General features: G+C 74.7%; 26 protein-coding genes. 13 read left to right on the top strand and 13 right to left on the bottom strand.

Going from position 1 to position 26823, the window contains the following annotated elements; genetic code table 11:
* The first annotated feature begins 34 nt into the window (after nucleotides 1-34).
* The 3 genes from EV378_RS04290 to EV378_RS04280 are packed head-to-tail and all read left to right on the top strand — an operon-like array spanning nucleotide 35 to nucleotide 2645.
* Nucleotides 35-1282 carry an ArsA family ATPase gene (locus EV378_RS04290; RefSeq protein WP_132421419.1) on the top strand — a complete coding sequence of 416 codons (1248 nt, stop codon included), beginning with the start codon at nucleotides 35-37 and terminating at the stop codon, nucleotides 1280-1282.
* Nucleotides 1279-1701, top strand: coding sequence for a hypothetical protein (locus EV378_RS04285; protein ID WP_132421418.1), 423 nt, complete (start codon nucleotides 1279-1281; stop codon nucleotides 1699-1701). The genes EV378_RS04290 and EV378_RS04285 overlap by 4 nt, the downstream gene beginning before the upstream one ends.
* A complete protein-coding gene (locus tag EV378_RS04280; protein ID WP_243653270.1) occupies nucleotides 1698-2645 on the top strand; it encodes an ROK family glucokinase in 948 nt (315 codons plus the stop codon). The genes EV378_RS04285 and EV378_RS04280 overlap by 4 nt, the downstream gene beginning before the upstream one ends.
* Nucleotides 2646-2652: 7 nt before the next feature.
* Here EV378_RS04280 and EV378_RS04275 read toward each other — a convergent pair whose 3' ends face one another.
* Nucleotides 2653-3168 carry a helix-turn-helix domain-containing protein gene (locus EV378_RS04275; protein WP_132421417.1) on the bottom strand — a complete coding sequence of 172 codons (516 nt, stop codon included), beginning with the start codon at nucleotides 3166-3168 and terminating at the stop codon, nucleotides 2653-2655.
* A gap of 58 nt (nucleotides 3169-3226) precedes the next feature.
* Between EV378_RS04275 and EV378_RS04270 the strand changes: the two genes are divergently transcribed.
* Nucleotides 3227-3604 carry a hypothetical protein gene (locus EV378_RS04270; RefSeq protein WP_132421416.1) on the top strand — a complete coding sequence of 126 codons (378 nt, stop codon included), beginning with the start codon at nucleotides 3227-3229 and terminating at the stop codon, nucleotides 3602-3604.
* Between the two features lies 1 nt (nucleotide 3605).
* Here the strand turns inward: EV378_RS04270 and EV378_RS04265 are convergent, their stop codons facing one another.
* Nucleotides 3606-4046 (bottom strand): hypothetical protein, encoded by a 441-nt coding sequence (locus EV378_RS04265; protein WP_132421415.1) that lies wholly within the window; start codon nucleotides 4044-4046, stop codon nucleotides 3606-3608.
* Between the two features lie 250 nt (nucleotides 4047-4296).
* Between EV378_RS04265 and EV378_RS04260 the strand changes: the two genes are divergently transcribed.
* Nucleotides 4297-5022: a lysophospholipid acyltransferase family protein gene (locus tag EV378_RS04260; RefSeq protein WP_132421414.1), complete on the top strand. Its 726-nt coding sequence runs from the start codon at nucleotides 4297-4299 to the stop codon at nucleotides 5020-5022.
* Nucleotides 5023-5813: 791 nt separating this feature from the next.
* Here the strand turns inward: EV378_RS04260 and EV378_RS04255 are convergent.
* Entirely contained in the window at nucleotides 5814-6239 is a 426-nt protein-coding gene (locus EV378_RS04255; RefSeq protein WP_243653269.1) for a DoxX family protein, read from the bottom strand.
* 94 nt (nucleotides 6240-6333) lie between these two features.
* Here EV378_RS04255 and EV378_RS04250 point away from each other — a divergent pair, with 94 nt between their 5' ends.
* Entirely contained in the window at nucleotides 6334-6861 is a 528-nt protein-coding gene (locus EV378_RS04250; protein ID WP_132421413.1) for a polyadenylate-specific 3'-exoribonuclease AS, read from the top strand.
* A gap of 9 nt (nucleotides 6862-6870) precedes the next feature.
* Entirely contained in the window at nucleotides 6871-8268 is a 1398-nt protein-coding gene (locus EV378_RS04245) for a class II 3-deoxy-7-phosphoheptulonate synthase (protein WP_132421412.1), read from the top strand.
* A 129-nt stretch (nucleotides 8269-8397) separates the two neighbouring features.
* Here the strand turns inward: EV378_RS04245 and pknB are convergent, their stop codons facing one another.
* Entirely contained in the window at nucleotides 8398-10245 is a 1848-nt protein-coding gene (pknB, locus tag EV378_RS04240; RefSeq protein WP_243653268.1) for a Stk1 family PASTA domain-containing Ser/Thr kinase, read from the bottom strand.
* A gap of 150 nt (nucleotides 10246-10395) precedes the next feature.
* On the opposite strand from pknB, the gene EV378_RS04235 reads away from it, so the two are divergent.
* Nucleotides 10396-10749, top strand: coding sequence for an Rv2175c family DNA-binding protein (locus EV378_RS04235; protein WP_243653568.1), 354 nt, complete (start codon nucleotides 10396-10398; stop codon nucleotides 10747-10749).
* Here the strand turns inward: EV378_RS04235 and EV378_RS04230 are convergent.
* Genes EV378_RS04230 through EV378_RS04215 form a run of 4 tightly spaced genes read right to left on the bottom strand, consistent with a single transcriptional unit; the run spans nucleotide 10718 to nucleotide 16011 of the window.
* A complete protein-coding gene (locus EV378_RS04230; protein ID WP_132421410.1) occupies nucleotides 10718-11680 on the bottom strand; it encodes a phytoene/squalene synthase family protein in 963 nt (320 codons plus the stop codon). The genes EV378_RS04235 and EV378_RS04230 overlap by 32 nt on opposite strands.
* Nucleotides 11658-13286 (bottom strand): polyprenol phosphomannose-dependent alpha 1,6 mannosyltransferase MptB, encoded by a 1629-nt coding sequence (mptB, locus tag EV378_RS04225; RefSeq protein ID WP_165922135.1) that lies wholly within the window; start codon nucleotides 13284-13286, stop codon nucleotides 11658-11660. Before mptB ends, EV378_RS04230 begins: the two co-directional genes overlap by 23 nt.
* Nucleotides 13287-13327: 41 nt before the next feature.
* Nucleotides 13328-14881, bottom strand: coding sequence for a phytoene desaturase family protein (gene crtI, locus EV378_RS04220; RefSeq protein ID WP_243653267.1), 1554 nt, complete (start codon nucleotides 14879-14881; stop codon nucleotides 13328-13330).
* The gene (locus EV378_RS04215; protein ID WP_165922351.1) at nucleotides 14875-16011 is read right to left on the bottom strand and encodes a polyprenyl synthetase family protein; all 1137 of its coding nucleotides are present in this window, start codon (nucleotides 16009-16011) and stop codon (nucleotides 14875-14877) included. The genes crtI and EV378_RS04215 overlap by 7 nt, the downstream gene beginning before the upstream one ends.
* Nucleotides 16012-16171: 160 nt before the next feature.
* On the opposite strand from EV378_RS04215, the gene EV378_RS04210 reads away from it, so the two are divergent.
* On the top strand, nucleotides 16172-17068 hold the full coding sequence (locus tag EV378_RS04210; protein WP_132421409.1) for a methylenetetrahydrofolate reductase: 897 nt from the start codon (nucleotides 16172-16174) through the stop codon (nucleotides 17066-17068).
* Nucleotides 17069-17072: 4 nt separating this feature from the next.
* Here the strand turns inward: EV378_RS04210 and EV378_RS04205 are convergent, their stop codons facing one another.
* Together EV378_RS04205 and EV378_RS04200 are read right to left on the bottom strand one after the other, a co-directional pair.
* The gene (locus tag EV378_RS04205) at nucleotides 17073-17798 is read right to left on the bottom strand and encodes a DUF3153 domain-containing protein (RefSeq protein ID WP_243653265.1); all 726 of its coding nucleotides are present in this window, start codon (nucleotides 17796-17798) and stop codon (nucleotides 17073-17075) included.
* 46 nt (nucleotides 17799-17844) lie between these two features.
* Entirely contained in the window at nucleotides 17845-18456 is a 612-nt protein-coding gene (locus EV378_RS04200; RefSeq protein WP_207908572.1) for a GNAT family N-acetyltransferase, read from the bottom strand.
* Nucleotides 18457-18693: 237 nt separating this feature from the next.
* On the opposite strand from EV378_RS04200, the gene EV378_RS04195 reads away from it, so the two are divergent.
* Nucleotides 18694-19005 carry a hypothetical protein gene (locus EV378_RS04195; protein ID WP_132421408.1) on the top strand — a complete coding sequence of 104 codons (312 nt, stop codon included), beginning with the start codon at nucleotides 18694-18696 and terminating at the stop codon, nucleotides 19003-19005.
* A gap of 23 nt (nucleotides 19006-19028) precedes the next feature.
* Nucleotides 19029-19565 (top strand): SAV_6107 family HEPN domain-containing protein, encoded by a 537-nt coding sequence (locus tag EV378_RS04190; RefSeq protein ID WP_243653264.1) that lies wholly within the window; start codon nucleotides 19029-19031, stop codon nucleotides 19563-19565.
* A 33-nt stretch (nucleotides 19566-19598) separates the two neighbouring features.
* Here the strand turns inward: EV378_RS04190 and EV378_RS04185 are convergent, their stop codons facing one another.
* Nucleotides 19599-20459, bottom strand: a complete 861-nt coding sequence (locus tag EV378_RS04185) for a ParA family protein (RefSeq protein WP_132421407.1) — start codon at nucleotides 20457-20459, stop codon at nucleotides 19599-19601.
* 376 nt (nucleotides 20460-20835) lie between these two features.
* Between EV378_RS04185 and EV378_RS04180 the strand changes: the two genes are divergently transcribed.
* Nucleotides 20836-21588: a class I SAM-dependent methyltransferase gene (locus EV378_RS04180; RefSeq protein ID WP_132421406.1), complete on the top strand. Its 753-nt coding sequence runs from the start codon at nucleotides 20836-20838 to the stop codon at nucleotides 21586-21588.
* A 215-nt stretch (nucleotides 21589-21803) separates the two neighbouring features.
* Nucleotides 21804-22211 (top strand): DUF3040 domain-containing protein, encoded by a 408-nt coding sequence (locus EV378_RS04175; RefSeq protein WP_132421405.1) that lies wholly within the window; start codon nucleotides 21804-21806, stop codon nucleotides 22209-22211.
* 693 nt (nucleotides 22212-22904) lie between these two features.
* Here the strand turns inward: EV378_RS04175 and EV378_RS04170 are convergent.
* Together EV378_RS04170 and EV378_RS04165 are read right to left on the bottom strand one after the other, a co-directional pair.
* A complete protein-coding gene (locus tag EV378_RS04170; protein ID WP_132421404.1) occupies nucleotides 22905-25349 on the bottom strand; it encodes a transglutaminase TgpA family protein in 2445 nt (814 codons plus the stop codon).
* Nucleotides 25350-25530: 181 nt separating this feature from the next.
* On the bottom strand, nucleotides 25531-26802 hold the full coding sequence (locus tag EV378_RS04165) for a DUF58 domain-containing protein (RefSeq protein WP_132421403.1): 1272 nt from the start codon (nucleotides 26800-26802) through the stop codon (nucleotides 25531-25533).
* Nucleotides 26803-26823: the final 21 nt, after the last annotated feature.

Raw genomic sequence — 26823 nt, 5'->3', positions numbered from 1 at the left:
CGGGCGCGCCGACGGCGATCGTTACGCTCCCGGCGTGCGCGTCGTCCTGTTCACCGGCAAGGGCGGGGTCGGCAAGACCACCCTGGCCGCGGCGACCGCCGCCATGCTCTCCGGATCCGGACGCAAGGTGCTGGTCGTCTCGACCGACCCGGCGCACTCGCTCGGCGACGCGCTGGGCACCGAGCTCGGACCCGACCCGACCGAGATCGAGCCGTCCCTGTTCGCCGCCCACATCGACGCCCGCGTCCTGCTCGAGGGTGCGTGGGGCGACCTGCAGGAGCACCTGCGGACGATCATCGCCGGGGCCGGTGTCGACGAGCTCGTCGCCGACGAGCTGACCGTCCTGCCGGGCGTCGAGGACCTGCTGGCGCTGGCCGAGGTGCAGCGCCTCGCGGACTCCGGCGAGTACGACGTGCTCGTCGTCGACTGCGGTCCGACGGCCGAGACGCTGCGGCTGCTCACGCTGCCGGAGGCGCTGGCCGGCTACCTGGAGCGGCTGTTCCCGGCGCACCGGCGGGCGGTCCGCGGCCTGGTCGCGAACCTGGCCGGGGCCAAGGCCGACGGCGCGGGCTGGGAACGCACGGTGGACGCGCTCGGCCTGCTCGCCGAGCAGCTGTCCGGTCTGCGGGAGATGCTCGGCGACCGCTCCCGCACCAGCATCCGGCTGGTGCTCACGCCGGAGCGGGTGGTCGCCGCGGAGACGCGGCGCACGCTGACCGCGCTCGCCCTGCACGAGCTGCGGGTGGACGCGCTGGTCGCGAACCGGGTGATGCCAGGGCCTCCGCCGTCGCTGCGCGGACCCGCGGCGCGCTGGTTGCGCGAGCGGCACGGCGAGCAGCAGGCCGTGCTGGCCGAGTTGGCGCAGCTCGGCGGTGACGTCCCGGTGCACGCCGTGCGCTACACGGCCGCCGAGCCGACCGGCACCGACGCGCTGCGCGAGCTCGCCCGCTCCCTCTACGGCGACGACGACCCGGTCCCCGAGTCCGGCCCGACCGGCTCCGCCCGCCCGTTGCTGCAGCTCAAGCGCACCGCGGGGCACGGAGTGTCGGCGGACAGCGAGTTCGAGATGACGGTCGCGCTGCCCGGATCCGAGGACGCGCCGCTGGACCTCGCCAGGGTCGGCGACGAGATGGTGATCGGCCTGGGCATGACGCGCCGGGTGGTCGCGCTGCCGTCGGTGCTGCGCCGCTGCGAGGCCGTCGGAGCCCAGCTCGTCGGCTCCGGACGCGACGCGCGCCTCGAGGTGACGTTCCGGCCCGACCCGAAGACGTGGATGACGTGAGCGGGCAGAACACGTGCGGCGCGCACGCCGGCATGGGTTCCGACCTCCGCCGGACGGCACTCGTGCTGCTGGAACGGCTGCGCGCCGCCGTCGAGCCGTTGCGCGAGGGCGCCGAGCCGGAGCCCGGGTCGGCGGGAGCCTGCCAGGCCTGCCCGGTCTGCGCCGTCGTCGCGGTGCTGCGCGGGGAGCGCTCGGAGCTGGCCGCGCAGCTGGCCGAGCACGCGACCGGGCTGGTGGCCGTGCTCGCGGCCGTTCTGGAGGCCGACGAGCCGGCGGCCGCGCCCCGTCCGGGCCCGGCCACCCGCAACGGCAACGGCAACGGCGACGGCCACGCGAACGGGAACGGGAACGGGTACGCGGCGCGGGTGCCCAGCGCGCACGGACGCTCGGTGCAGCGGATCACGGTGCACCGCCGGTGACGTCCCGGCTGACGGTCGGCGTCGACGTCGGCGGCACGAGCGTGCGCGCGGGCGTCGTCGACGAGAACGGCGAGGTCTGCGACACGGCGCGGGCGCCCACACCGCGCACCGACTCCGCGCTGGAGGAGGCGATCGCGTCCACCGTCGGCGAGCTGCGCGCCCGGCACCCGGTCGCCGCCGTCGGGCTGGCGCTGGCCGGGTTCGTCGACGCGGGCCGCGGGCTCGTGCGCTACGCGCCGCACCTGAGCTGGCGGGACGCGCCGGTCGCCGCCCGGATCGCGGAGCGGGTCGGCCTGCCGGTCGTCGTCGAGCACGACGCGAACGCGGCCGCACTGGCGGAGCGACGCTTCGGTGCGGCGGCGGGTTCGTCGGTGACCGTGCTGGTCGCGCTCGGCACCGGAATCGGCAACGCGTTGCTGCTCGACGGGCGGTTGTTCCGCGGGGCGCACGGCGTCGCGCCCGAGCTGGGGCACCTGCGGGTGGTGCCGGACGGCCGCGCCTGCCCGTGCGGCAAGCGCGGATGCTGGGAGCGCTACTGCAGCGGCACGGCGCTGGCGACGACGGCGCTGGAGATGGTGTCCGCGGACCCCGGCCCGTCCGGTCTGGCCCGCGAGGCCGCCGCCGACCCGGGACGGATCACCGGGCAGCGCGTGGCCGCCGCCGCGCGCGAGGGCGATCCGCTGGCCCGCCGCGCCGTGCGCGACCTCGGCCGCTGGCTGGGGGAGGGCCTGTCCCTGGTCGCCGACGTGTTCGACCCGGACCTGGTGATCGTCGGTGGCGGGGTGTCCGCGTCCGCGCCGCTGTTCCTGGACGAGGCGCGGGAGCACTACGCGCGCATCGCGACCGGGTCCGGGAACCGTCCGCTGGCCCGCATCCGCACGGCGCAGCTCGGAGGAGCGGCCGCCGTCGTCGGGGCCGCGACGCTGGCCCGCGACGCGGCCTGACCGGGCGTCAGTCGCCCGGCATCAGGACGTTCGACAGGATCCGCCGGACCCGGCCCGGTCCGGGGCCGTTGTCCAGGTACGGCTGGACGGCCTCGAGCGAGCGTCGCTGCACCTCGGCGAGCTCCTCGTCGGAGAGCCACACCGCCGCCTGACGGAAGCCGACACCGTCGCGGACCGGGTCGACGTCGTCGCGGTCGAGGTAGCGGTCGAAGTCGCCGGCCAGCCCGGCGAGGTAGACGGTGAACATCGTCCGGAGCCGGTCCCGGTCGGGCGCCTCGTTGTCGGAGTCGGCGGCCGCGGAGTTCAGTTCGTAGGTCCGCTCGGTCGCGCCGCGGACGCGCCGCTCGTCGGTCACCCGCAGGACGTCCGCCTTCACCAGCACGGCGACGTGCCGGTACAGCGTCGTCGTCGGGACGTCGGACAGCACCTCGCCCAGCTCCGCGGTGGTCAGCGAGCGGCCGATCAGGGCCTGGACGACACGCCACCGCACGGGCTGGTGCAGCAGGTCGGCGAGGGACGCCACTTGAATATTCCCAACTCTGGTAATAATATCGATGTCAGGAAGAGTCTAGGGGGTGGAGATGGCAACGGTTCACATCGACGCGCACGCCGTCACGGTCACGCTCAACCGGTTCGAGCGGCTCTGCTGCGGAGGACGCACCCGGCTGGTGGTGCCGCGCAGCGAGATCGCGTCGGTCGTCGCGGTCGAGCACCCGACGCGGGCGGCGGTCACCGGTGTCGGGCGCGTCGGCCTCGGCGTGACCGGCGTGATCAAGATCGGCCGGTGGGGTCTGGGCACGTCGACGCGGCGGTGGGTCAGCGCGCGCCGCTGGGTGCCCGCGCTGCACCTCGTCGTCCGCGACGGGTTCGACGGGCAGCTCGGCTACCACGAGCTGGTGATCAGCACGCCGGACGCCGGGAAGCTGGCCGGCGAGCTCGCCCCGGTGGGCGTCGGCTGACCTACAGGACGGCGCCGTCGTCGTCGCCGTCGTGCGGGTCGTCCGCCTCGTGCGACGGCCACATGCGCATGACCAGCCAGGTCAGTCCGGCGGCGATGCCGAGCAGGCCGAGCGGCAACCCGTAGAGGCTGGACAGGCCCAGTGTCTCCGGCACCGCGATCAGCACGATGCCCAGGATGATCAACCCGGCTCCGACGACGGCCGGTGGCCCCGGCCGGGGCAGCGGCGGTGGCTCCGGCGGGTGGTAGTGGTCGTCGTCCTCGGACTCGGCCGGGCCGGGGCGGTGCACCGGCGGCGGGTCCGGGGCCGCTGCGGGCGGCGGGACGTCCGGCCAGTCCGGCACCGAGCCCTCGTCGCGCCAGGCGGCGACGATCCGGTCGAACTCGTCGTCCGACGACCGCGACGCGTCGTCGCCGCAGCTCTCGTCGGGTTCGCGGTTCACGGGGCGACCCACGGGCGACCGGCATGCCGCACTCCGACGTCCATGGTCGTCCTCCTCGCCGGCCGTCGTGCACGCGCGGGCGCGTTCCCGACGCCGCGCACATCCTGACATGCGCCCGGCCCGCGGTGAACCGTGCGGTGACCGGTTGCCGAACGCGTCGTGCCGGGGTCGGGTGGGTGGGAGCCCCTTGTCGCGGTCGGAGGTCGCCGTCCGTAGGCTGGGCTGGCGAGTAGGCGAGGAGGCAGCGCGGGTGCTGTACTGGTGGTCCAAGTTCGTGCTGCTGGGGCCGCTGATGCGGTTGTTCTGCCGGCCCGAGATCGAGGGGCTGGAGAACATCCCGGAGCGCGGCGGCGCCATTCTGGCCAGCAACCATCTCGCCGTCGTCGACTCGTTCTTCCTGCCGCTGCTCGTCCCGCGCCGGATCACGTTCCTGGCCAAGCGGGAGTACTTCACCGAGCCGGGTCTGCGTGGATGGTTCAAGAAGCAGTTCTTCACCGGCGTCGGGCAGGTGCCGGTGGACCGGTCCGGCGGCTCGGCCGCGCGCGCCGCGATGGACACCGCGACCCGCCTGCTCGGCGAGGGCAAGCTGCTCGGCATCTACCCGGAGGGCACCCGCTCGCCCGACGGGCGGCTGTACAAGGGCAAGACCGGCGTGGCCCGGATGAGCCTGGAGGCGAACGTCCCGGTCATACCGGTGGCCATGATCGGCACCGACAAGGTCAACCCGATCGGTTCGCGGATGTGGCGCCCCCGCAAGGTCCGCATCCGGATCGGTGAGCCGATGGACTTCGCCCGCTACGAGGGCATGGCAGGGGACCGGTTCATCGAGCGGTCGATGACCGACGAGATCATGTACAACCTGATGGAGCTCTCCGAGCAGACCTACGTCGACCTCTACGCGACGTCGGTCAAGGAGAAGGCCGCCGCGGCCGCGTCCCGCCCGGACCCGCAGATCCCGGACTCGAAGGCGAGCTGAGCTGCCGGTTCGCCTCCACCCGGCGCGCGGTGATCCGGAGAACGCGCGGTGATCCGGAGAACGCGCGGTGATCCGGAGAACGCGCGTGCCCGGGCGCGTGTGTTCGCCCGATTCGAGCGCGAACAGCGGATCACAGCGCGTCGAGGACGGGCCGGTGGGCTGCTGAGCTGCGCCATGATCCTGGTGTATGCCCGATCGCGTGCCTGACGCGGCGGTGACCCCGCCGACGCCCGTTGATCCGGCGGGCGCGCGCTGTTCCGGCGGATGCGCGGGCCTCGGCGCGTGCGTCCGCCCGGTCGGTGCGCGAACAGCGGATCACAGCGCGTCGAGGACGGGCCGGTGGGCTGCCAAGCCGGACGTGATCGCGGTGTGTGACGGGACGCGCGGTGGCCTGGCGGACGCACGGTGATCCGGAGAACGCTCGTGGGTTAGGACAACGCGTGCGCCCAAACGGGCGCGTCTGCCCGTTTCGAGCGCAAACAGCGGATCATCCCTTCGCAGTCCTTGACGGGCCGGTGACCGGCTGAGCTGTGTCCGGCCGGCGTGCGCGTCCCGACCGCGCATCAGGGACGGGCGGTGATCCGGCGAACGCGCTGTGGTTCGCAGAACGCGCTGTGGTTCGCAGAACGCGCTGTGGTTCGCAGAACGCGCTGTGGTTCGCAGAACGCGCTGTGGTTCGCAGAACGCGCTGTGGTCCGCAGAACGCGGTCGGGTCCGCAGAACGCGGTCGGGTCCGGAGAACGCGCCTGCCCGGACACGCGCGTTCTCCGGAGCCGCGTGCGAACTGCGGATCAGCGTGCGCTGAGACGGGTGCGGCGGGCCGAACGGCGCAGCAGCGGCCACGTCCCGCACGCCCAGACGGCCCAGGCGACCAGTACCGGTTGGAACAGCAGGCGTAACCCCCGTGCGCCGTCGGTGTCGAGGCCGAACGCGGCACTGCCGGTGACGTACTGGGACACGTTGCCCGGGAACACGACGACGAACAGCGCCGCGACGGCCAGGCCGACCCACGGCCGTCGTCGAACGGGTGTGAGCAGCACCGCACCACCGGCAACGAGCTCGACCAGGCCGGACACGAACACGATCGCGCCGGGCGCGGGCAGGAACGGCGGGACCTGGGCGCGGAACTCGTCCGGGATCACGAGGTGCGCGACGCCCGCGACCAGCAGGAACACGCCCAGCGCGATCCGGGCCGTCGTCCGGGCGATCTCGGTCACCGCCCGGACGGTACGCGGCCCGACCCGGTCGGGATCGCCGTCGGTGTGCCAGGGTGGACGCCCGGCCCGAGGCCGGATACGGAACAGGGCAAGGATGCGATTCTTCTACGACTGCGAGTTCATCGAGGACGGCACGACGATCGAGCTGGTCTCGATCGGGGCGGTGGGGCAGGACGGCCGCGAGTTCTACGCGGTGTCCACCGAGTTCGATCCCGCGCGGGCCGGCAAGTGGGTGCGCGCGAACGTGCTGCCGAAGCTCCCCTCCCCGTCCGACACGGCGTGGCGCTCACGGGCCCAGATCCGCGAGGACCTGCTCGCGTTCCTCACCGGCGCACCCGGCGACGTGGAGCTGTGGGCCTGGATCGCCGCGTACGACCACGTCGCGCTGTGCCAGCTGTGGGGCGCGATGCCCGCGCTGCCACGCGCGCTACCACGGTTCACGCGCGAGCTGCGGCAGCGCTGGGAGGACGCCGGACGTCCCGATCTGCCGCCGCCGTCGTCGGACGCGCACGACGCGCTCGCCGACGCACGGCTGAACCTGCTGCGCTGGGACGCGATCGAAGCGGCCGTCGGCGCCATCGGGCCGGTGGGTACGGTCGGCTCCGGTCGCGCGACCTCCTAGGCTGGGGGCGTGAACTGGTCCGTCGACGCTCCGATCGACGTCCTCCCCGAGCTGCCGCCGCTGCCAGCGGACCTGCGCTCCGGGCTGGACGACGCGCTCTCCCGTCCCGCCGCGCAGCAGCCCGCATGGCCCGACCCGGAGGCGGTCGGCAACGTCCGGACCGTCCTGGAGAGCGTCCCGCCGGTGGTCCTGCCGCCGGAGGTGGACCGGCTGCAGTCGCGGCTGGCCGAGGTCGCGGAGGGGCGCGCGTTTCTGCTGCAGGGCGGGGACTGCGCGGAGACGTTCGTCGACAACACCGAGCCGCACATCCGGGCGACGATCCGGACGCTGCTGCAGATGGCCGTCGTGCTCACCTACGGCGCGTCGATGCCGGTCGTGAAGGTGGGCCGGATCGCCGGCCAGTACGCGAAGCCGCGCAGCTCGGACACCGACGCGATGGGACTGCCGTCCTACCGCGGCGACATCGTGAACGCGCTGACCCCGGACGCAGCGGCGCGCGTGCCCGACCCGTCGCGGATGATCCGCGCCTACGCCAACGCGAGCGCGGCGATGAACCTGGTCCGCGGCCTGACGGCGGCCGGGCTGGCCGACCTGACGAAGGTGCACGACTGGAACAAGGACTTCGTGCGGACGTCCGCGGCGGGTGTGCGGTACGAGGCGGTCGCGGCGGAGATCGACCGCGCGGTCCGGTTCATGGACGCGTGCGGCGTGCAGGACCACAACCTGCACAGCGTCGAGTTCTACGCCAGCCACGAGGCCCTGCTGCTGGACTACGAGCGGGCCCTGCTGCGCCTGGACCTGGAGCGGGTCGAGGGCGACCGCCCCAAGCTGTACGACCTGTCCACGCACATGCTCTGGATCGGCGAGCGCACCCGCCAGCTCGACGGCGCGCACATCGCGTTCGCGGAGCTGCTGGCCAACCCGATCGGGCTCAAGATCGGCCCGACGACGACGCCGGAGCAGGCGAGCGAGTACGTCGAGCGTCTCGACCCGCGGGGTGAGCCGGGACGCCTGTCGCTGATCAGCCGGATGGGCAACGACAAGGTCCGCGACGTGCTGCCGGCCATCGTCGAGAAGGTCACGGCGGGCGGGCACAAGGTCATCTGGCAGTGCGACCCGATGCACGGCAACACCCACGAGTCGACGACCGGCTACAAGACCCGGCACTTCGACCGGATCGTCGACGAGGTGCAGGGCTTCTTCGAGGTGCACCAGGCGCTCGGCACGCACCCGGGCGGCATCCACGTCGAGGTCACCGGGGAGGACGTCACGGAGTGCCTCGGCGGCGCCCAGCGGATCTCGGACACCGACCTGGCCGGCCGCTACGAGACCGCCTGCGACCCGCGCCTGAACACGCAGCAGAGCCTGGAGCTGGCGTTCCTGGTCGCGGAGATGCTGCGCGACTGAGTCCGTCGGTGACGGACCGTCCGGAGATCGTGAGGCCCCGGGGAAAGATCGCGCACGCAGCGCTGTTCGGTGTCGTGCTCGGCACGGTGCTGCTCCGGCCGGCCGCCCGCCGGGCGTCGCGGGACCGGGTCACAACACCTTCACCGTGACCGTGTCGCCCGGTTCCGCGTCCTCACCCGGGCGCGGATCCTGGGACACGACGGTGCCCTCGCGCCCGCGCAGGAACGGGAACGACCGGTCCACCTCGACGTCGAACCCTGCGGCCTTGAGCTCGTCGACGGCGTCGTCGGCCTTCTTCCCGACCACGAACGGCACCGACGCCGACGCCGACGCCGGCTCCGGTTCCGGAGCCGGGGCGGGAGCGGGCGCCGGTTCCGGGCCGCGGCTGAGCACCAGCGTGACCGCGTCGCCCGCCTTCGCCGCGGTGCCCGACGGCGGGTCGGTCCGGACGACGGCGCCCTGCGGGACCGCGTCGCTGTAGACGTCGGCCGCGTTCGAGCGGACCGGGGTGAGCCCGGACCGCTTGACCATGTCCTCGGCGACCGCGACCGGGCTGCCCGCCAGCACGTCCGGGACCCGGGGCGGCCCGGTGGAGATCGTCAGCGTGACCGTCGAGCCGCGCAGGATCCGGGTGCCGGTCTGCGGGTCCCCGGCAACGACGGTGTCCGGCGCGGCCGCGTCGTCCGCCCGCTCGGTGACCGACGGCGTCAGGTCGGCCTCGGTGAGCAGGGCCGTCGCCCGCGCGCGGTCCACGCCGGCGAGCTGGGGCACCGTCGTCCACCGGCCGGAGCCGACCCACCACGCCCCGGCGCCCGCGAGCAGGCCGACCAGGAGCAGCACGACCAGCCACAGCGCGAACACCCGGCGGCCGCGCTGACGTGCGCCGCGCAGCTCGGACCGGGTCAGGCCCTCCGGCTCCCCGGTGGGCACGACCGGGGGACCGCCGAGCGCGGTCACCGCCCGGGTGCCGGACGGGCCGGCGGCGGCACCGTCGGACGGATGGACCCGCCGCGGCGACGCCGGCACCGTGTCCCGGTCCGGCGCGACCGGCGGCCGGGGAACCGAACCGGCGGGCAGCCCCAGCCGCGAGGCGACGGCGGCGAGCTCGGCGCGGAACCCGTTGGCGTCGGCGGGACGCCGCTCCGGGTCCCGGTCGGTCGCGCGGGCGACCATCGCGTCGATCTCCGGCGGCAGGCCGGGGACACGGTCCGACGGCGGCGGCACGTCGTCGTTCACGTGCCGGTAGGCGACCGACAGCGGGTTGTCCGCCTGGTACGGCGGCACGCCGGTGAGCAGCTCGTAGAGCACGATCCCGGCCGCGTAGACGTCGCTGCGGGCGTCCGCCCGGCCCGTCGTGACCTGCTCGGGAGAGAGATAGGCCATCGTCCCGAGGATCATCCCGGCGTGGCTGACGCCGGCCTCCGCGGCGGCCGTCAGCAGCCCGAAGTCGGCGACCTTGACCTCGCCGGACGGCGCGATCAGCACGTTCTCCGGCTTCACGTCCCGGTGCACCATGCCGAGCCGGTGCGCGGCGGCGAGCCCGTCCAGCACCGGGTCCAGCACCCGCACGGCGGCCGGGAGCCCGACCGGTCCGCGGGCCCGCAGCACGTCGCGCAGCGTGCCGCCGGGCACGAGCTCCATCACCAGGAACAGCGTCGCCTCGGTGCCGGGGCCGAGCTCGCCGGCGCGGACGGCCCCCTGGTCGTACACACCGACGACGGCCGGGTGGCCGATGCGGGCGGCCAGCCGCGCCTCGCGGCCGAACCGGGACCGGAACGCCGGGTCCGCGGCCATCGTCGGATCCATGACCTTGATCGCGACCGCGCGGTCCAGCCGGGTGTCCGTCCCGTGGTGCACCGTGGACATGCCGCCGCGGGCGATCACCGGCCCGAGCCGGTACCGGCCGTCCAGCAGCGGCGGCCCGTCCTGCATGCCGGACGCCCGATCGACGGGGGCCGGACCGGACGGGGCGCTCACGGCCCGACTCTAACGTCCGGCCCCGACAGCCCTGTCCGTGTCCCCGCCGGGCGGCGCCGCCGGTGCGCCGTGTGAGGTGCTCCGGCGCGGCGTCCGGTCGGAGGCTGGGCCGGGCGTGTCCGCTGTGGCATGGTGTCGCGCGTGAGCGAGGTGTCCGGTCTCCCGGAGGCGGTGACCAGCGTCGAGGCCATCCCGGTGGCGGACGTGGCCGACAGGTTGTCCATCCCGAAGTCCCGCGTGCACCAGCTGGTGCGCGACGGTCAGCTGCTGTCGATGCGCCGCGACGGCGACACCGTCATCCCGGCGGTGTTCCTGGACGGCTCCGACGTGGTGAAGGGCCTGCCCGGCACGATCACCGTGCTGCGCGACGGCGGCTACGACGACACCGACATCCTGCGCTGGCTGTTCACCGACGACGAGACGCTGCCGGGTTCCCCGATCTCGGCGATCTGCGCGGGCAGGCACCGCGAGGTCAAGCGCCGCGCCCAGGCGATGGCGTTCTGAGCCTGGCGAGCCCCGCCCGGGCCGCACCGGGCAGCGCGACGGCGGCCCGTCGTCGCGCCGGGACCGCCACGCGGCGGGACAGCACGTCGTACCCGGCGTCGGCGATCTCGTCGAGGATGCCCTCGTAGAGTCGGCGGGCGGCGTCCACGCACGCCCGGGACATCGGTTCCAGCAGGTCGATGCCGCGCTCCGCGCGCCGGTAGGTGGCGTGGGTGCGGGCGACGAGATGGGCGAGCGCGCGGCGGACGCGGGGATCGGTGCGACGGCGGTCGCGGCACCAGCACAGCAGCTCCCGGTCGACGTCGAACGCGGCCAGCTCGTCGGCCGGCAGGTAGACGCGGCCACGGTCGAGGTCCTCCCCGACGTCGCGCAGGAAGTTCGTGACCTGGAACGCGGCGCCCAGCAGGGCGGCGTAGGGCGCGGCCTCCTCCCGCGGCCCGACGGTGCCGAGGACGGGCAGCATCTGCAGCCCGATCACCTCGGCCGAGCCGCGCACGTAGCGGGCGAGCGCGGCGTCGTCGGCGTAGCCGGTGACGGTCAGGTCCATCCGCATCGACGCCATGAAGTCGTCGAACAACTCCGGCGCCAGACCGTAGGTACGAGCGGTGTGCGCGACGGCACGGACGACCGGGTGGGCGTCCGGTGCGGGACCCGCGAGTGCGCGCGTCAGATCGGCCTCGACGGCGTCGAGCCGGCCGGTCGAGGCGGTCTCGTCGGGCGCGTCGACGATCTCGTCGGCGTGGCGGGCGAAGCCGTACAGCGCGTGGACGTGCACCCGGCGCTCGACCGGCAGCAGCCGCGTGGCCAGGAAGTACGTGCGGCCGTGAGCGGCGTGCAGCGCACGGCAGATGAGGTAGTCCTCGCGCAGGACGGGGTCGACGACTCCGGCGGCGTCGAGCTCCGCCCGCTCAGCTCGGCCTGCGGGCCGCACCGTCGATCACTGGCTCGAGCGCGTCGGCCGGCACGAGTTCGGACGGATCCGGCGGGACGAGCGGTGGTTCGACGACGTCCGCGGCGGCGGTGCGTCGTGTGCGCAGCCGCAACGGGTCCGGCCGCAGCAGCGACACGGCGGCCAGCACGGCCCCGGCCAGCGCGACGGCGAGGAAGCCCCAGTTGTAGAGCGCGGTCTCGCCGGTCGGGTAGTAGACGACCATCAGCCACACCGAGCCGACGATCGTCCACTGCAGACCACGTGCGCTCCACGCGGTCATCGCGAGCAGGCAGAAGCCCCAGCTCAGGTACCACGGCAGCGTCGCGGGGGAGAGGATCGCGGCCAGCGCGAGCACGATGCCGGCGTTGCGCACCGCCGTCGGGCCGCCGTCGCGGGAGCGCCACCAGTACCGGACCAGCAGGGCCACCAGCAGGGCCCCGCTCAGCATCCGCGCGACGTCGACGAACGGCTTCTCCGGCAGGTCCCCGAACATCTGCGAGATCGTGTGGACGAGCTGGCCGACGGCGGTCGGCGCGGACAGCCAGTTCACGATCATGGACGGGGCGCTCAGCGCGGGAAGCCAGCCGAGCCCGACGCCGGCCGCGACCGAGCACGCGGCGAACACCACGCCGAACGTCGCGATCGACGGCACCGCGGCCCGCAGCAGCCGCTTCCAGAACGGCCCGGTCAGCGTCGCGGCCCAGACCAGCACGAGGAACGGCAGCGCGATCCCGGCCGACGCCTTCACGGCCATCGCCAGCGTCGCGACCGTGACCGCGGACAGGTGCCTGCCACGCAGCGCCAGCAGGGCCGCGCACGGCAGCATGCCGACGACGAGCAGGTCGTTGTGCCCGCCGCCGATCATGTGCACGACCATCACCGGGTTCGCGACGGCGATCCACAGCGCGACCTCGGGGCGCCCGCCGAGCCTGCGGGTCAGCGGCGGGAGCGCGACCAGCAGCAGCACCAGGCCGACGAGCAGCAGCGCGCGCATCGCGAGCACGCCGGCGATCACGTTCGTCCCGACCACGGACACGATGCCCTTGGCCAGCAGGATGAACAGCGGCCCGTACGGCGCCGGTGTGTCCTGCCAGAAGAAGTGCACGTTGTCGGTGAACACGCCGCCCATCGCGTCCGGCCCGACCGCGTACGGGTCGAAACCGGCCAGCGGCAGCGCGCCCTGCGCGAGGTAGCTGTACGGGTCGCGGGTGAACAGCGGCGGCGAGATCAGCAGCGGCACGATCCAGGCCACCGACGTGACCAGCACGCCGCGGCCGGTGACCCGGCGGGCGAGCACGTCACGGCCGAGCCGCACCCACGCCCACACCATGACGATCAGCCCGGCGTAGATCAGCATGCCGGCGAGCTGCTGGCCGTGGCCGTAGCGCCAGAACGACAGCGCGGAGTTGCCGAGGACCGGGTCGCGCAGCAGCGTGCCGCCGCTGCCGAACCCGCCGACGAGCATGGCCACCGAGCCGGCGACGCCCAGGAGCAGCGTCCGGACCGACGGTCGGCCGAGTCGCTCGAGGAGACCGTCCGCACGTGGCACCGTCACCGCGTCGGCTGCGTCCGGGCGGGGGATCGCGCGTTCGTGATGGGCGGTCATGGCGGGTTCGATGGTCCCACGGGGGAGTTCCGGGCCGACGATCAGGGCAGGGTACGGAGCTGCCGAGCGGTTCCGGTGATCCGTTCGGCGGCCAGCCGTCCGGAGATCAGTACCGGCGGGATCCCCACCCCGGGTGTGGTGCCGCACCCGGCCAGCACCACGTTGGACGCGGACCGGACGAGGTTGCGCGGCCGGAACGGACCGGTCTGGGCGAACGTGTGCGCCGCGGAGAACGGCGTGCCGGCCGCCATCCCGGCCCGCTCCCAGTCGTCCGGTGTGGACAGCCGCGTCCACGACGGTTCCGCGGCCGGGTCGACGAGGCCCCTGTGCGCGAGCACGTCGCGCAGCTCCGCGGCGTAGGCGGGCCCGAGCCGGGGCCAGTCGAACCGCGCCCGGTCGGTGTTCGGGCAGGGCGCGAGCACCGAGACGAGCTCCCGTCCGGAGGGCTGCACGCCGGGGTCGGTCCGGCCCGGCCGCGTGACCAGCAACGACGGGTCGGACATCAGCCGCCCACGGTCCACGATCTCGTCGAACGTGGACTCCCACGCGTCGCCGAAGGAGATCGTGTGGTGGTGCGCGCCGGCCGGGGCGCGGCCCGCAGGTAGTCCCATGTGGACGACGACCGCGCTGGGCGCCCAGCGCAGGCGCACCGGCCGTCGTGGCGCGTGCCCCAGCAGCCGGTAGCAGACCGGGAGCTCCGGGGTGAGCACGACGGCGTCGCACGGCATCCGATCCGGGGTCTCGGCCGTCCCGGTGGCGCGGTGGCGGACCGCGTCCACCCGGTCGCCGCGCCGGGCCAGACCGGTCACCTCGCGCCCGTGGAGGATCTCGCCGCCCGCGTCGGTGACGGCGCCCGCGAGCGCCGTGCCGAGCGCGCGCATGCCGCCGCGCGGGAACCAGACGCCGGCCACGGTGTCCATGTAGGCGATCACGCCGTAGGCGCCGAGCGCACGGTCCGGCGCGACGCCCGCGTAGAGCGCCTGGAACGAGAAGATCCGGCGCAGCCGCGGGTCCGGCAGCATCGAGGCGACCTTCGGGCCGAGACGGCCGAAACCGCCGAGCGTCGCGAGCCGGACGAGCTCGGGACCGAGCAGGTCCACCGGCGAGTCCAGGTTGGCGCCGATGAACGTGTCGATCTCGGTGCGGTACAGCTCGGTCAGCCAGTGCCGCAGCCGCCGGTAGCCGTCCGCGGACGCCGGACCGCAGACCGTCCGTACCTCGTGCTCCATCTCCTCGGCGCCGGTGTGCACGGAGATCGCCGAGCCGTCGGCGAACTCGGCCCGGTAGGCGGGGTCGAGGCGGACGAGGTCGAGCCGGTCGGCCGTCCGGTCGCCGACGGCGGCGAACGCCTCGTCCAGTAGCCCGGGCATGGTCAGCACGGTCGGCCCGGTGTCGATCAGGTGGGTGCCCCATGCGTCCGTGACGTCCGCGCGCCCGGCCCGCCCGCCGGGGTGCGGATCGCGCTCCACGACGGTCACCCGGCGACCGGCGCCGAGCAGGTGCAGCGCGGTGGACAGCCCGGCCAGGCCTGCTCCCACGACGACGACGTGGTCGGTCCGGCCCCGGATCGTGCGTGGACGGGTCCTGCTCACCACCGGCGCAGCGTCGCCCGCTCGGCCAGCTCGACCAGGCGCTGACGCGCGAACGGCTCGATCGGGGCGGCGTCCAGCGCGGCCAGCGCCGAACCGGTCAGCGCCGCGATCCGCTGTTCGACGGCCTGGACGGCGCCGAGCTCGCCGAGTGCGGTCCGCACCCGGTCCAGTGCGGGCGCGTCCAGCGTCGGGTCGCCGAGCGCGTTCTCGATCAGCGTGCGGGCGGCGTCGTCGCCGCGGCGCTCCGCACGGTCGAGCGCCATCGCGACGAGCAGCGTGCGCTTGCCCTCGCGCAGGTCGTCGCCCGCGGGCTTGCCGGTGACCTCCGGGTCGCCGAACACGCCCAGCAGGTCGTCGCGCAGCTGGAACGCGACGCCGATGTCCGCGCCGTAGCGGCGGTAGGCGTCGACGAGCTCGGGACCGGCGCCGGCCAGCGCCCCACCGAGATGCAGCGGGCGTTCGACGGTGTACGCGGCCGTCTTGTGCCGGTTGACCTGCATCGCGCGGTGCTCGGACGCGTCGCCGGAGGCCTGGGCCAGCACGTCGAGGTACTGGCCGCCGAGCACCTGGCTGCGCATCGCCCGCCACGGCTCGCCCGCCCTGGCCAGCGCCTCGGCCGGGAGCGTCGCGGTGTGCAGCATGTCGTCCGCCCACACCTGGGCGAGGTCACCGACGAGGATCGCCGCCGCCGCGCCGAACCGCGCGGCCGGGCCGCTCCAGCCGGCGGCGTCGTGCACGCGGGCGAACTCGACGTGCACCGTCGGACGGCCACGCCGGGTGGAGGATGCGTCCATCAGGTCGTCGTGCACGAGCGCGCAGGCCTGGATCAGCTCCAGCGCGGAGACCGCGACGAGCGCCTGCTCGGCCTCCGGGCCGGAGCCCGCGCCGCCGGCCCCTCGCCAGCCCCACCAGGCGAACACCGGGCGCAGCCGCTTGCCGCCGCCGAGGACGAAACCGGACAGCGAGTCGGCCAGCTCCGCGGCGTCCGGGTCGAGGCCGATCATCTCGACGCGGCGCCGGTCCAGGTAGTCCGCGAGCAGGCGTTCGACGTGCTGGGGGACGGCGTCGTCGAACGCGGCACCGACGACGGTCCCCGCACCGCGGTCGTCGAACGGGGTGGTGCGGTCGTACATGCCGTCGTACATGCCGTCGTGCAGGCCGGGTCCGCCGGACCCGCCGTCGTGTCCGGGGGTTGGGGCCACGTGGCCAGGCTATCCGGAGGCCTTCGGATCGGCCCGGGAGCGGTCCGCACCGTAGGGTACTCCCGTGACCACGCCGAATTCATCACTCACAGTGACCGATCGGATCAGTCTCGACCGCGGCCGCCCGTTCTTCGCGGTGGAGTTCTTCCCGCCGAAGGACGACCAGGGCGAAGCCGACCTCTGGCGCGCCATCCGGCGCCTCGAGCCCCTGGACCCGGCGTACGTGTCGGTGACGTACGGCGCGGGCGGCTCGAGCCGTGACCGGACCGTGCGCACGGTCGGCCGGATCGCCACCGACACCACGCTCGTGTCGATGGCGCACCTCACCGCGGTGTCACACTCGGTGACCGAATTGCGCCACGTGATCGGCTCGCTGGCCGCGAACGGTATCCGCAACATCATGGCGCTGCGCGGCGACCCGCCCGGCAAGGACCCGCTCGACGAGTGGGAGCCGCACCCGGAGGGACTGATGTACGCCGACGAGCTCGTCGAGCTGTGCAAGCAGTCCGGTCCGTTCTGCGTCGGCGTGGCCGCGTTCCCGTACGGGCACCCGCGCTCGGCCGACCTGGAGTCGGACACCGAGAAGCTGGTCGGCAAGTTCCGGGCGGGCGCCGAGTTCGCCGTCACCCAGCTGTTCCTGGAGCCGGACGGCTTCCTGCGCCTGCGCGACCGCGTCGCCGCGCTCGGCTTCGACCAGCCGATCATCCCCGGGATCATGCCGTTGACCTCGGAGAAGACGTTCCACAAGGGACCGGAGCTGTCCGGCTCGCCGCTGCCGGAGGCGCTGGTCAAGCGTCTGGAGCCCTACACCGGGGACCAGAAGACGTTCCGTGCCGCCGGCATGGAGGTCACCGGCGAGCTGTGCGAGCGGCTGCTCGCCGAGGGCGTGCCGGGGATCCACTTCTACTCGTTGAACCGGTCCACGGCGACGACCGAGCTGGTCGACCGGCTGGGCCTGCTCGCCCCGTCGCCCGCTCCGACCGCCTGACGGGTCAGGTCCGCACGGGAGGGTTGCGGTTGCGCTTGGCGAGCACGACCGCGACCCCCGCCGCGGCGACGACGAGCGCGCCGAGGAACAGTGTCCAGCCCACTGTGGACGGCGCGTTCGGGTCGGTGGCGGCGACCGACGCGTTGATCTGTCCGACCTCGCCCGGCGCGAACGTCCAGTTGACCTGGCCGCCGTCCGGCTCGCCGTTGGTCTCGACGACCTCGCCGGGGAAGTTGATCCGCAGCTGCACGTCGGCGCCGTCCACCGGCACCGTCGTGAGATCCGCGCGGCCCTGCACCGCGATCCGTCCGCCGACCCGGCGCAGTTCCAGGTCGGCCCGTCCGCCCGCCACGCCGCCGAGCAGGTTCAGCTTGCTGACCTGCTCGAACGTCAGACCGGTGAAGGTGATCTTCGATCCGACGTAGCCGTCCTGCGAGTAGGGCGCGACGTCCACGTCGTCGGCCAGCTCGGGCGGCACGGTGATCGCCGGACCCTTGCCGTCCGGTGCGCCACCCGGTGTCGCGATCACGACGTCGCCGTCCACCGTGTCGTCCGGCTGGACGGCGAGCCCGGCCTGCACGCGGGCGCATCCGCTCAGCGTGAGCAGGGCCACCAGGGTGACCAGGACGGCCGTCAGCACCCGCCGGGTCCGGCCGGTCCGGGTGCCCCGCACGGGGTGGTCGGTGGCGTCCGGTGGCGTCGTGGGGTGCGGGGACGGCATGGTCGTCATCGTGCCATCCCCGGTCGTCCGTACCGGTCGGGACGCGCTGGCCGGGTCACCGGTGGCGGTGCGGCGGGAGCTCGGCGACCGGCGGCAGCGGGAGCTCCCTGCCGAGCACGGCGAACGGCCGCGGGTCGCCGGTGAACTGGTGCTCGCGCAGCACGTCCCGGAACCCGTAGCGGCGGTAGAGACGCCACGCCCGCCCGGGCGGGGCCGGGGCGTGCTCCGGAGTGGACAGCAGCACCCGTGATCGGCCCGCGCCGTCGAGCAGAGCACGCAGCAGGCCCTCGCCGAGCCCGCGCGCCTGTGCCTCCGGATGGACGTGCAGCTCGGTCAGCTCGAAGTAGTCGGCGAGCCAGGTCTCGGCCTCCGCACCGGACCCGCGCAGTGCCCGCAGGCCGCGACGGACCTCCTCGAACCACCACTGGCCGGGGCCGCCCCAGTAGCCGTAGGACACGCCGATCACGCGGTCGCGGTCACCGAGCCACGCCACCGCCCGCCACCCCGGCCGGTAGGCGTGCTCCAGCCACAGCGAACGGCGCTGGCGCGCGGTGCCGCGCGGGTAGCCCATGGCCGTGACGTAGACGTCGATCGCCTCGTCCAGGTGGGCGGCGAACTCGGCGCGGCCGAGCTGGACCAGCCGGGGCTGGACGGGGGCGGCCGTCACGACTCGCTCCCGGGGTGGCTCACCCGTCCATCACATCACGGGTACCCCTGCGGGGCGCGGTTCCGGGTGCGGTTCCGGTGCTCCGGAGGTGTGGTCGAGCCGACTTGACGACGGATCGAACAGGCGTTCTACTAGTGGATGTCGAACACGCGTTCGACCACGGTCGCCCGGGGGCGGTGTGGGGGAAGCACCCCGCCGCCGGGCGAACCGGTGGGACCGGGGAAGGACGTGGTGCAGGTGACCGGCTTCGCCCGATTGTTCCGTGCCCGCCAGCCGGCGTCGGTCGAGGTGCGCTGGCAGAACGGGGAACCCGTCGAGTTCCAACGGCGGCCGTTGCGTCGCGGCGAGCGGTTCCTGGTGACCGGGATCCGGGAGCAGTGGGTCGAGGAGTCGCCATGGCCGTTCCCGTCGCCGATGCCGATCGGTGGGGACCGGTTGAGCTGCTGGCGCGTGCTGGCCCGGCCGGTCGAGGAGCCGGCCGAGCCGCCGCGGGAGGTCGTGCTGCGGATGCGGGCCGGGCCCGGGGTCTGGGACCTCGTGCGGGCATAGGTGAGGACAGGGGAGGAGTTCCGATGACGGTCACGACCGAGCCGATGATCGATCTGGCGGGTGACGTCCGTCCGGGTGCCGTGCCGTCGCCCCGCCGCGGGGGCGGGCGTCCGGTCGCCGGCCGTCCGCGGCCGGGGGCGGGTGGAGCGCGTGGCGGCGCCCGGCGGGGCGGTCCGCCGCCGCTCCCGCCGACGCCGCGTGAGGCGCTGTCGCTGCTGCGGCAGGCGGCGGACCAGCTGGCCGAGGGGCACCGGGAGGAGGACCCGCTGCACCGCTACCCGGCTGCCTACCTGGCGGCGCTGAGAGCCGGTGCCGCGGTGCTGGCGATGCGGGCCCGGCCACGGCCGCGCCGGGGCGCGCCGCGGGATGTGTGGCAGCTGCTGGCCGAGGTCGCACCGGAGCTGGAGGAGTGGGCGGTGTTCTTCGCCTCCTGCTCGCGCACCCGCGCCGCGGCCGAGGCCGGGATCAGCAGGGCGGTGACCCGTAGGGACGCGGACGACCTGCTCCGCCAGTCCGAGCAGTTCGTCGAGCTCGTCGGCGGCCTGCTCCCGGTGCGCTGACCCCTCCGGCTCGATCCGTCCCGGCCGGTCCGGTCAGCTCGCCGCCGGGCGGGGACGACCACTGCGCAGCACCCGCCCCAGCAGCGAGGTGAACACGGCCGAGACCTCGCGGGCGCCCGGGGTGTCCCAGGACTGGATGGGCAGACAGGCGCCCTGGGCCTGCTGGACGGCCGAGCGGTCCGGCAGGACCGCGCCGAACACCAGGGGGCCGAACAGCTCGCGCAACTCGCCGATCCGGAACTCGTGCTCGGAGTTGCGCGGGCGGACCCGGTTGACCAGCACGCCGAGCGGCTGCAGCCGGGGGTTCGAACGCTCCCGCTCGGTCTGGACGGCGTCGAACGCCCGCTGGACACCGGACACCGAGAACATCGTCGGGTCGGCCACCAGGATCGCCCGGTCGGCCGCCGAGAGCGCGCTGCGGGTCAGCTGACCGAGTGACGGCGGACAGTCGATGATCACCAGCCGGTACGGGTCCGCCGCGGGGTCCGTCGGGTCACCGTCGCCGTCCGCGCCGCCGCCAAGGTCGTCCGACCCGGTCCGCAGCTCGGATCCGAGTCGCTGCAGCGCCTTGTCCAGTCGGTGCAGCTGCTTGACGCCGGGGTCGGGGTGGTTGTGCCGCTCGGTCTGCTCCGCCCCGACGAGCACGTCGAGGTCCTCGCCCCAGCCGGATGCGGCGATCGCCCGCCGGATGACGGCCGTGCGCGGGTCGTCCAGCACGTCGGCGACGGTGGCGGTCGTCGGTTCGGGGTCGAGCGCCGTCGTCGCGTTGGCCTGGGGGTCGAGATCGACCACGAGGGTGGACACGCCGTGCCGCTGGGCCGCACCGGCGAGCCCGAGCGCGACGGTGGTCTTCCCGACGCCGCCCTTGAGACTGAGAGTGGCGACGACCTGCACCCGATCAACCTACCGTGTCGCCCTTCGGGTTCCGGTCGGGGCGGTCCCTCCGCGCATCGACCGGCGCGTGGCGTCGCGCGCCCGAGCGTGGGCGACGCGTCGGCGACGCGTCGGCGACGTGTCGGTGCCGGAGATCGGCCGGTCCGGCCGGCCGCGGGCCCTGCGCCGTCCCGCAGCGAGGCCGTCGGCGGCGAGCCGGCCGTGGCCGCGCCGATCCCGGGGGCGGACGCCGACGTGTTGCCGGTGGACGCGCCGACCGAACCGGCGACGAGGCCGGACCGGGGGGCGTCATCGTGTGGGGGGCACGCCGCCCGAGCACGCCCTGGCCGCCGAGTCCAGTGCCGGAGGTCTCCCGGCGCGGCACTACCCTGCGCGTGTGGGCAGTGCGACGCGGGAGCAGGCCGGAAGTGCGCGCGGCGCGGCCGTGTACCGGACGCTGGGGGCCGAGCTCGGCCGTGTCCGGCGACTCGGGACCGACCTGCCGCGCGTACTGGACGTCGGGGGCGGCAGCGGGACGTGGGCGGTGCCACTCGCCGAGTCGGGGTGCGCCGTGACCGTCGTCGACACCAGCCCGAACTCCCTCGCGACGCTGGCCCGCCGGGCCCGTGACGCCGGTGTCACCGACCGGGTGACCCCGGTCCAGGGCGACGTCGACGCGCTCGCCGACCTCGTGCCCGCCTCCTCGGCCGACCTCGTGCTCGGGCACGGGCTGCTCGAGGTCGTCGACGACCCGGTCGCCGCACTCGCCGCCCTGGCCACGGCGACCGACGCGGGCGGCGCCGTGTCCGTGCTGACCGTCGGCCGCTACGGAGCGTTCCTCAGCCGGATCACGGCCGGCCGGCCCGTCGAGGCCCGTCATCTGCTCACCGACCCGGAGGGCCGGTCCGGACCCGCGGATCCGCTGCGCCGCCGGTTCGACACCCGCTCGTTGCACGAGCTGACGTCCCGGACCGGGCTGCTCGACGTCGAGCTCGTCCAGGGCGACGGCACGCTCGACAGCTGGGCCCCGCCGTCCGGCGACGGGGAGATCCCCGCCCGGGAGCTGGCCGAGCTGGACGCGCTCGCCTCGGCCATCCCTGCGCTCGGCGAGGTCGCCCCGCGGCTGCACCTGCTCGCCCGGCGGCGATGATCTCGGTGCCGGTTTCGGTTCACCCCGCGTGACCAGCGACACGCCGCGCCACGCCGTCCGTTCGACGATCAGTGCAACGTGTTGCCCGGTCCGGGTGGTCGTGCGCGCTTTCGGCTCGTACTCTGTGCTCAGAGGCCCGGGTGGGCGCTCGTCGTGTCGTTCCGGCACCGTGGACAATGACTCGACACACCTACTGTTGTGCCGGAGGTGAAGGTATGCCGCTCTCCGAGCACGAGCAGCGACTGCTCGAACAGATAGAGCGCGCTCTCTACGCCGAGGACCCCAAGTTCGCGTCGTCGGTCAGCGGCGGACGGATGAGCAAGCCCGCCCGTCGTCGACGGATCCAGGGCGCGCTCCTGTTCGTCGTCGGTCTCGTCCTGCTCGTCGCGGGCGTCGCGATCCAGGCCCTGTGGATCGGCGACGTACCGGTCGTCAGCATCCTCGGCTTCCTGGCCATGCTCGGAGGCGCGCTCCTCGCGGTCACCTCCATCGGTGCCCGGAAGAAGGGCACCGCCCAGGAGGGCGAGCAACAGGCCACCGATCCGTCCTCCGACAACGGCGGCAACGGCGGCTTCACGAACCGCATGGAAGAGCGCTTCCGCCGCCGTTTCGAGCAGGAGTAGCTGCACCCACCCGGACAGACGAGCGGGGTGGGACACCGACGGTGTCCCACCCCGTTTTCCGTTCGCCGGACCCGAGTGGCCGTGATCAGCGGTCTGGTCCGGATGGGAGCCACCCACGGCCTCGATCCGGACCGGGTTGCTGATCATCCCGGCTGCGTTGCACGGCGCCGAGCGGGCGACATCGGGCTGGGCGCCACCGGACCCGGCGGCGCCAGCTCAGACCGATCAGGAGCGTGGTCATCTCCGCAGCGGTCTGCACCCGCGCCCATGATCGGTGGTTTCGGCCGTATCGGTGCCACCCACGGCCTCGATCCACGCCGGTCTGCCGATCATGACGAAAGGCGGGCCTGCGCCGAGCGTCCATGATCGGCAGCTGAGTCCGGAAGACGGCCGAATCCTGCGCCGATCCGGACCTGGTCGCTGATCATCCAGCGGGTGGCCGATGCCCGGGCGTCCGTGGGCCGGGCGTCCGTGGGCCGGGCGTCCGTGGGCCGGGCGTCCGTGGCTGAGTGTCCGTGGGCTGAGTGGCCGTCGCCCGGGGCGTCCGTGGGCCGAGTCGCTGGGGGCTGACTGGCCGGGCGGCCGTGAGCGGGCCGGCGACCGGTCGTCGCGGGTCGGTGATCGTCGGTGCGGTGCAGGTGCGGGCACCCGCGGCCGGTTCTGCACCCGAACGGCGATCACTCCGCCGGTGGGTCAGCGGGCGGGCGTCTCGCGGTGCGAGCCCGAGCGGGAGGCTCCGTCGTCGGAGGCCGGTGCCTGGCCGGTCGCCGGGGTCTCGTCCGCGTTCTCGGCGGGGGCGGTCCGCCCGGGGAGGCGAGAGCGGACGAGCCTCCGGACGCGGTCCCACGCGCCGAGCAGGACCCCGGTGACGCCGGAGCGGGAGGCGGCGTCGTCGTCCCCGCTCGGACGTACGGACGGCGGGACCAGCCGGGAGCCGAGGGGCACGCCACGGGCGGTGATCGCCGAGCGCACGTCCGCGACGAGCGGGTCCAGCATCCCGGGTTCCGGGAGGCGGCCGCCGTACCAGCTGGCCTCGACCTGACGGCCGAGCTCGACGAGGCTGTCGCGCCCACGGCCCTCCAGCTCGTGCCCGGTGATCATCCGCTCGGCGGTGGTGCGCACCGTGTCGCCCCGCCGGGCCGCGACGCCGTGGTCTCGCGAGACGGCGAGGATCTCGGCCCACGCGGCGCCTGCCGCCCCGGCACCACCGGCCCGGGCGAGGCCGGTGCGCCTGCGGGTCTGCCGTCGTCGAAGCACGGTCGGCCCGGCCAGGACCAGGGCGATCACGACCAGCGCGAGCGCCACGGCCAGCACCACCGGCAGCACACCGGACGACCGGGCCACCGGCTCCGGCGCGGCATCCTCACCGGGGGCGGGCTCCGGCGTCGGGGCGGCACCGGGGGTCGGCGCCGCCGAGTCGGGTGCCGGGGGAGGGGGAGGTGCCTCCTGCGCGTCCTGCCCGTTCGCGCCGCCTGCCTCGGCCCTGGCCTGCTGCACGTACTGCGGTTCGACGGTGCGGCCGTCGGTCAGCGGGGTCGGGTCGAACGTCTGCCATCCGTAGCCGGGGAACCACGCCTCCACCCACGCGTGCGCGTCCGACGTGCTGATCGTGCGCCCGTCCGGACCCTGCTGCCCGGCCGTGAACCCGACGGCGACCCGGGCCGGGACGCCCACCGTCCGCAGCATCACCGCCATCGCCGAGGCGAACTGCTCGCAGTACCCGGTCCGCCCGCGGGTCAGGAACTCGACGAGCGCGTCGCCGCCTGCGCCGGGTGCCGTCTGCAGGTTGTAGGTGAACTGCGAGTTCGGGCCGGTGAAGTACTCGTTGAGCGCCATCGCCTTGTCGAACGGCGTCGGCGCCGATGCCGTGACCTGGCGGGCGATCGCCGTCACCCGGTTGTCCACACCGGACGTGTCCAGGTAGGACGGATCGACGCCGGAGCGCCCGCTCGCCGCGCGCAGGGCGTCCGCGGACGGCGTCGGCAGGCGCAGCCGCTCCGTCCACTGGTCCTCCTGCTGCGGACGGTTCGCGTAGGCGATGCCGCCTGCCGCGTCGTAGGACCAGTCGGTCGCCGACGGGCCGTTCACCGAGACCGGGTCGCCGAAGAGCGGGAGCCAGTAGTCGCGGAATCCGAGGTTGCGCACCTGCGCCGTCGCCTCGGTCGACGGCCCGGACGTCGACGGCGGCAGTGGACCGGCCAGCCCGACGCCGGGCAGCGGCCGGCCGGCCACCCAGCCCTGCTGCGGGACGTAGCGCTGCAGCGTCAACGCGCGCATGTAGGTCGGCTGCTCCAGCCCGTCGACCGAGAACAGGTCCCGCGGCTCCGGACGGTTCAGCTGCCCGCGCAGCGACGTGAACGGGTTCAGCCCGATCGACCCGTCGGCGCCGCCGGACGCGCCCGCGTCGAACCGGCCGGCCGTGCCGACCATCGTCGCGGCGGACCCGAGCAGCAGGGCGCCGACGACGGCGAGCGCGGTGATCGCGGCGCCGCCCGGGAGCTGGCGCAGCCGCTCGCCGCGCACCAGCAGCAGCACCCCGAACCCGGCGGCCGCGGCCACCGCGGACCACCAGGGCAGCAGCTGCTCGTCGAGTGCGGTGGGCACGGCGAACACGCACAGCAGCGGCACCCCGGCCGCGGCGGGCGACTCCGCGGTCACGGCGATGCCGAACACCGCGATCGTCAGCACCCCGAACGCGAGTGTGAGCAGCAGCAGGATCTCCGGGCTCGCCGGTACCGGCGGGATCCCGGTGTGGATCTGGTCGCCCGCTCCGGACAGCAGCGTCCCGAGCTCGCCGAACGCGTCCGGTCCCGGCACCACGGCGAACACGGCGCTACCGGTGAACAGCGGCGTGACGAGCAGGAGCAGCGCCACCAGCTGGCCGGGCGCGACCAGCCACGGCTTCGTGCGCAGCAGCAGCGTGCCGACGAGGACGACCACGGCGACGGCCGCCAGCGCGTACCCGAACCAGGCCCCGCCCTGCACCACGGAGCCGACGGCCGCACCGGCCAGCAGGACGGACACACCGGAGCCGACCGGTGCCAGCAACGAGCGCCACCACGGTGGTGTCGGCGCCGACGCGCGTGCCGCCGGTGGATCGTCCGGTGTCCGCGGCCGGGGAGGGGCGGGGGCGCTCATCGCTCACCGCCCCCGTGCCCGGGCGGCGTCGCCACGGCACGTGGCGCCGGCGAGAGGGTGATCCCGCGTAGGTCCGAGTGGCCGTGGGCGGCCGCGCGGCGGAGGGCGGTGCTGCTGCGGAGGGAGCGCGCCGGACGCGGTGTGGCGGCGGCCCGCTCGGCGGGGCACGGACCGTGGCGGGTCACCGGCCCGCTCCGGCGGGCGTCCGGCTCGGTCGTGCGCGCCCGGTCGGAGCGGCGCCGTCGGCGGCGGCGAGGGCGGTCGTGTCGCCGCACGCCGCGGCCCACGCCTGCTCCACCGGGAATCCGGCCGGGACGACGGTCGCCTGCCATCCGGCGCTGCGCAGACGGGTCGCCGCCTCCCGGGTGCCACCCCCCGTCCCGGAACCCGCCCAGCCCTCGACGTCGAGCAGGATCGCGTGCCCGCCGTACGGATGTGCGGTGAGCAGGCCGGACACGTCGTCGGCCGACGTGGCGCCGAGCACCGCCAGCACCCCCTGCGCGGGACCGTCCGCGGCCGGGCCACCGAGCCCCGTCGTCGCCGACGGGCGCAGCTCGGCCAGCGCGTCCAGGTGCCGGGCGACGTCGTCCTCACCGCCGGAACCCGCCGGGACGAGCACCGACCCGTCCTCCAGGACGAGGTCGACGGCCTCGCCCCGGCGCAGCAGGTGCACGCTCACGCTGGCCGCGACCTCGACGGCGTACTCCAGGCTGGACGCCGCACCGTGCCCGCGGTGCGCGGAGTCCCTGCGGTCGAGCAGCACGGTGATGCCGGTCGGGTCGGGCGTGTCGTCGAGCCGGACCATCAGCTCGTCGCGACGGGCGCTGGAACGCCAGTGCACCCGTCGCATCTCGTCGCCCTGCTGGTAGGGGCGGATCAGCACGTCCGGCGTGCCAGGACCCTGCCGCGAGCCCCCGTCAGCGGAGCGACCCACCGCCGTCGAACCGACGACCGGACGGCCGATCAGCGGCGTGACGCGGGGGAGGACCAGCAGCCGGTCCGGCGCGAGCAGGTCGCGGCTGAACTCGGCGAGACCGAGCGGGTCGGTGCCACGCCCGCGCAGCGGCCCGATCCGGTAGGGACCCCGCACGGCGGGGCGCAGCGGATAGGACACGCGGGCGCCGCGCCGACCGAGGCGATGCACGGTGAACCGGGGCGGGTAGCGCTCCGAGGACCCGACGGCGTCCGGCACCGTGTCCGCGATCCGCAGCGCGCCGAGCAGGGCGCCACCGGCGATCCGCAGCGTCGCCGTGACCGTGTCGCCGGCCGGCACCCGCGCGGGCGACAGCGTCCGGGACACCGTCAGGGTGCGGCGGGCACGGCGGGCGAACACCCAGGCCAGCGCGGGCAGCAGGACCACGAACAGGCCGATCCGGACGAGGTCGCGCTCGTCGAGCACGACGGCCGAGACGGTCATCGCGGCGCCACCGGCGAGCAGGCACCGCCCGCGCATGGTCAGCGTGGTGCGACGCCG

The organism is Pseudonocardia endophytica (assembly GCF_004339565.1).
Classification (GTDB): domain Bacteria; phylum Actinomycetota; class Actinomycetes; order Mycobacteriales; family Pseudonocardiaceae; genus Pseudonocardia; species Pseudonocardia endophytica.
The sequence above is the reverse complement of the archived record's forward strand: the minus strand, read 5'-3'. Positions and strand labels throughout refer to the sequence as shown.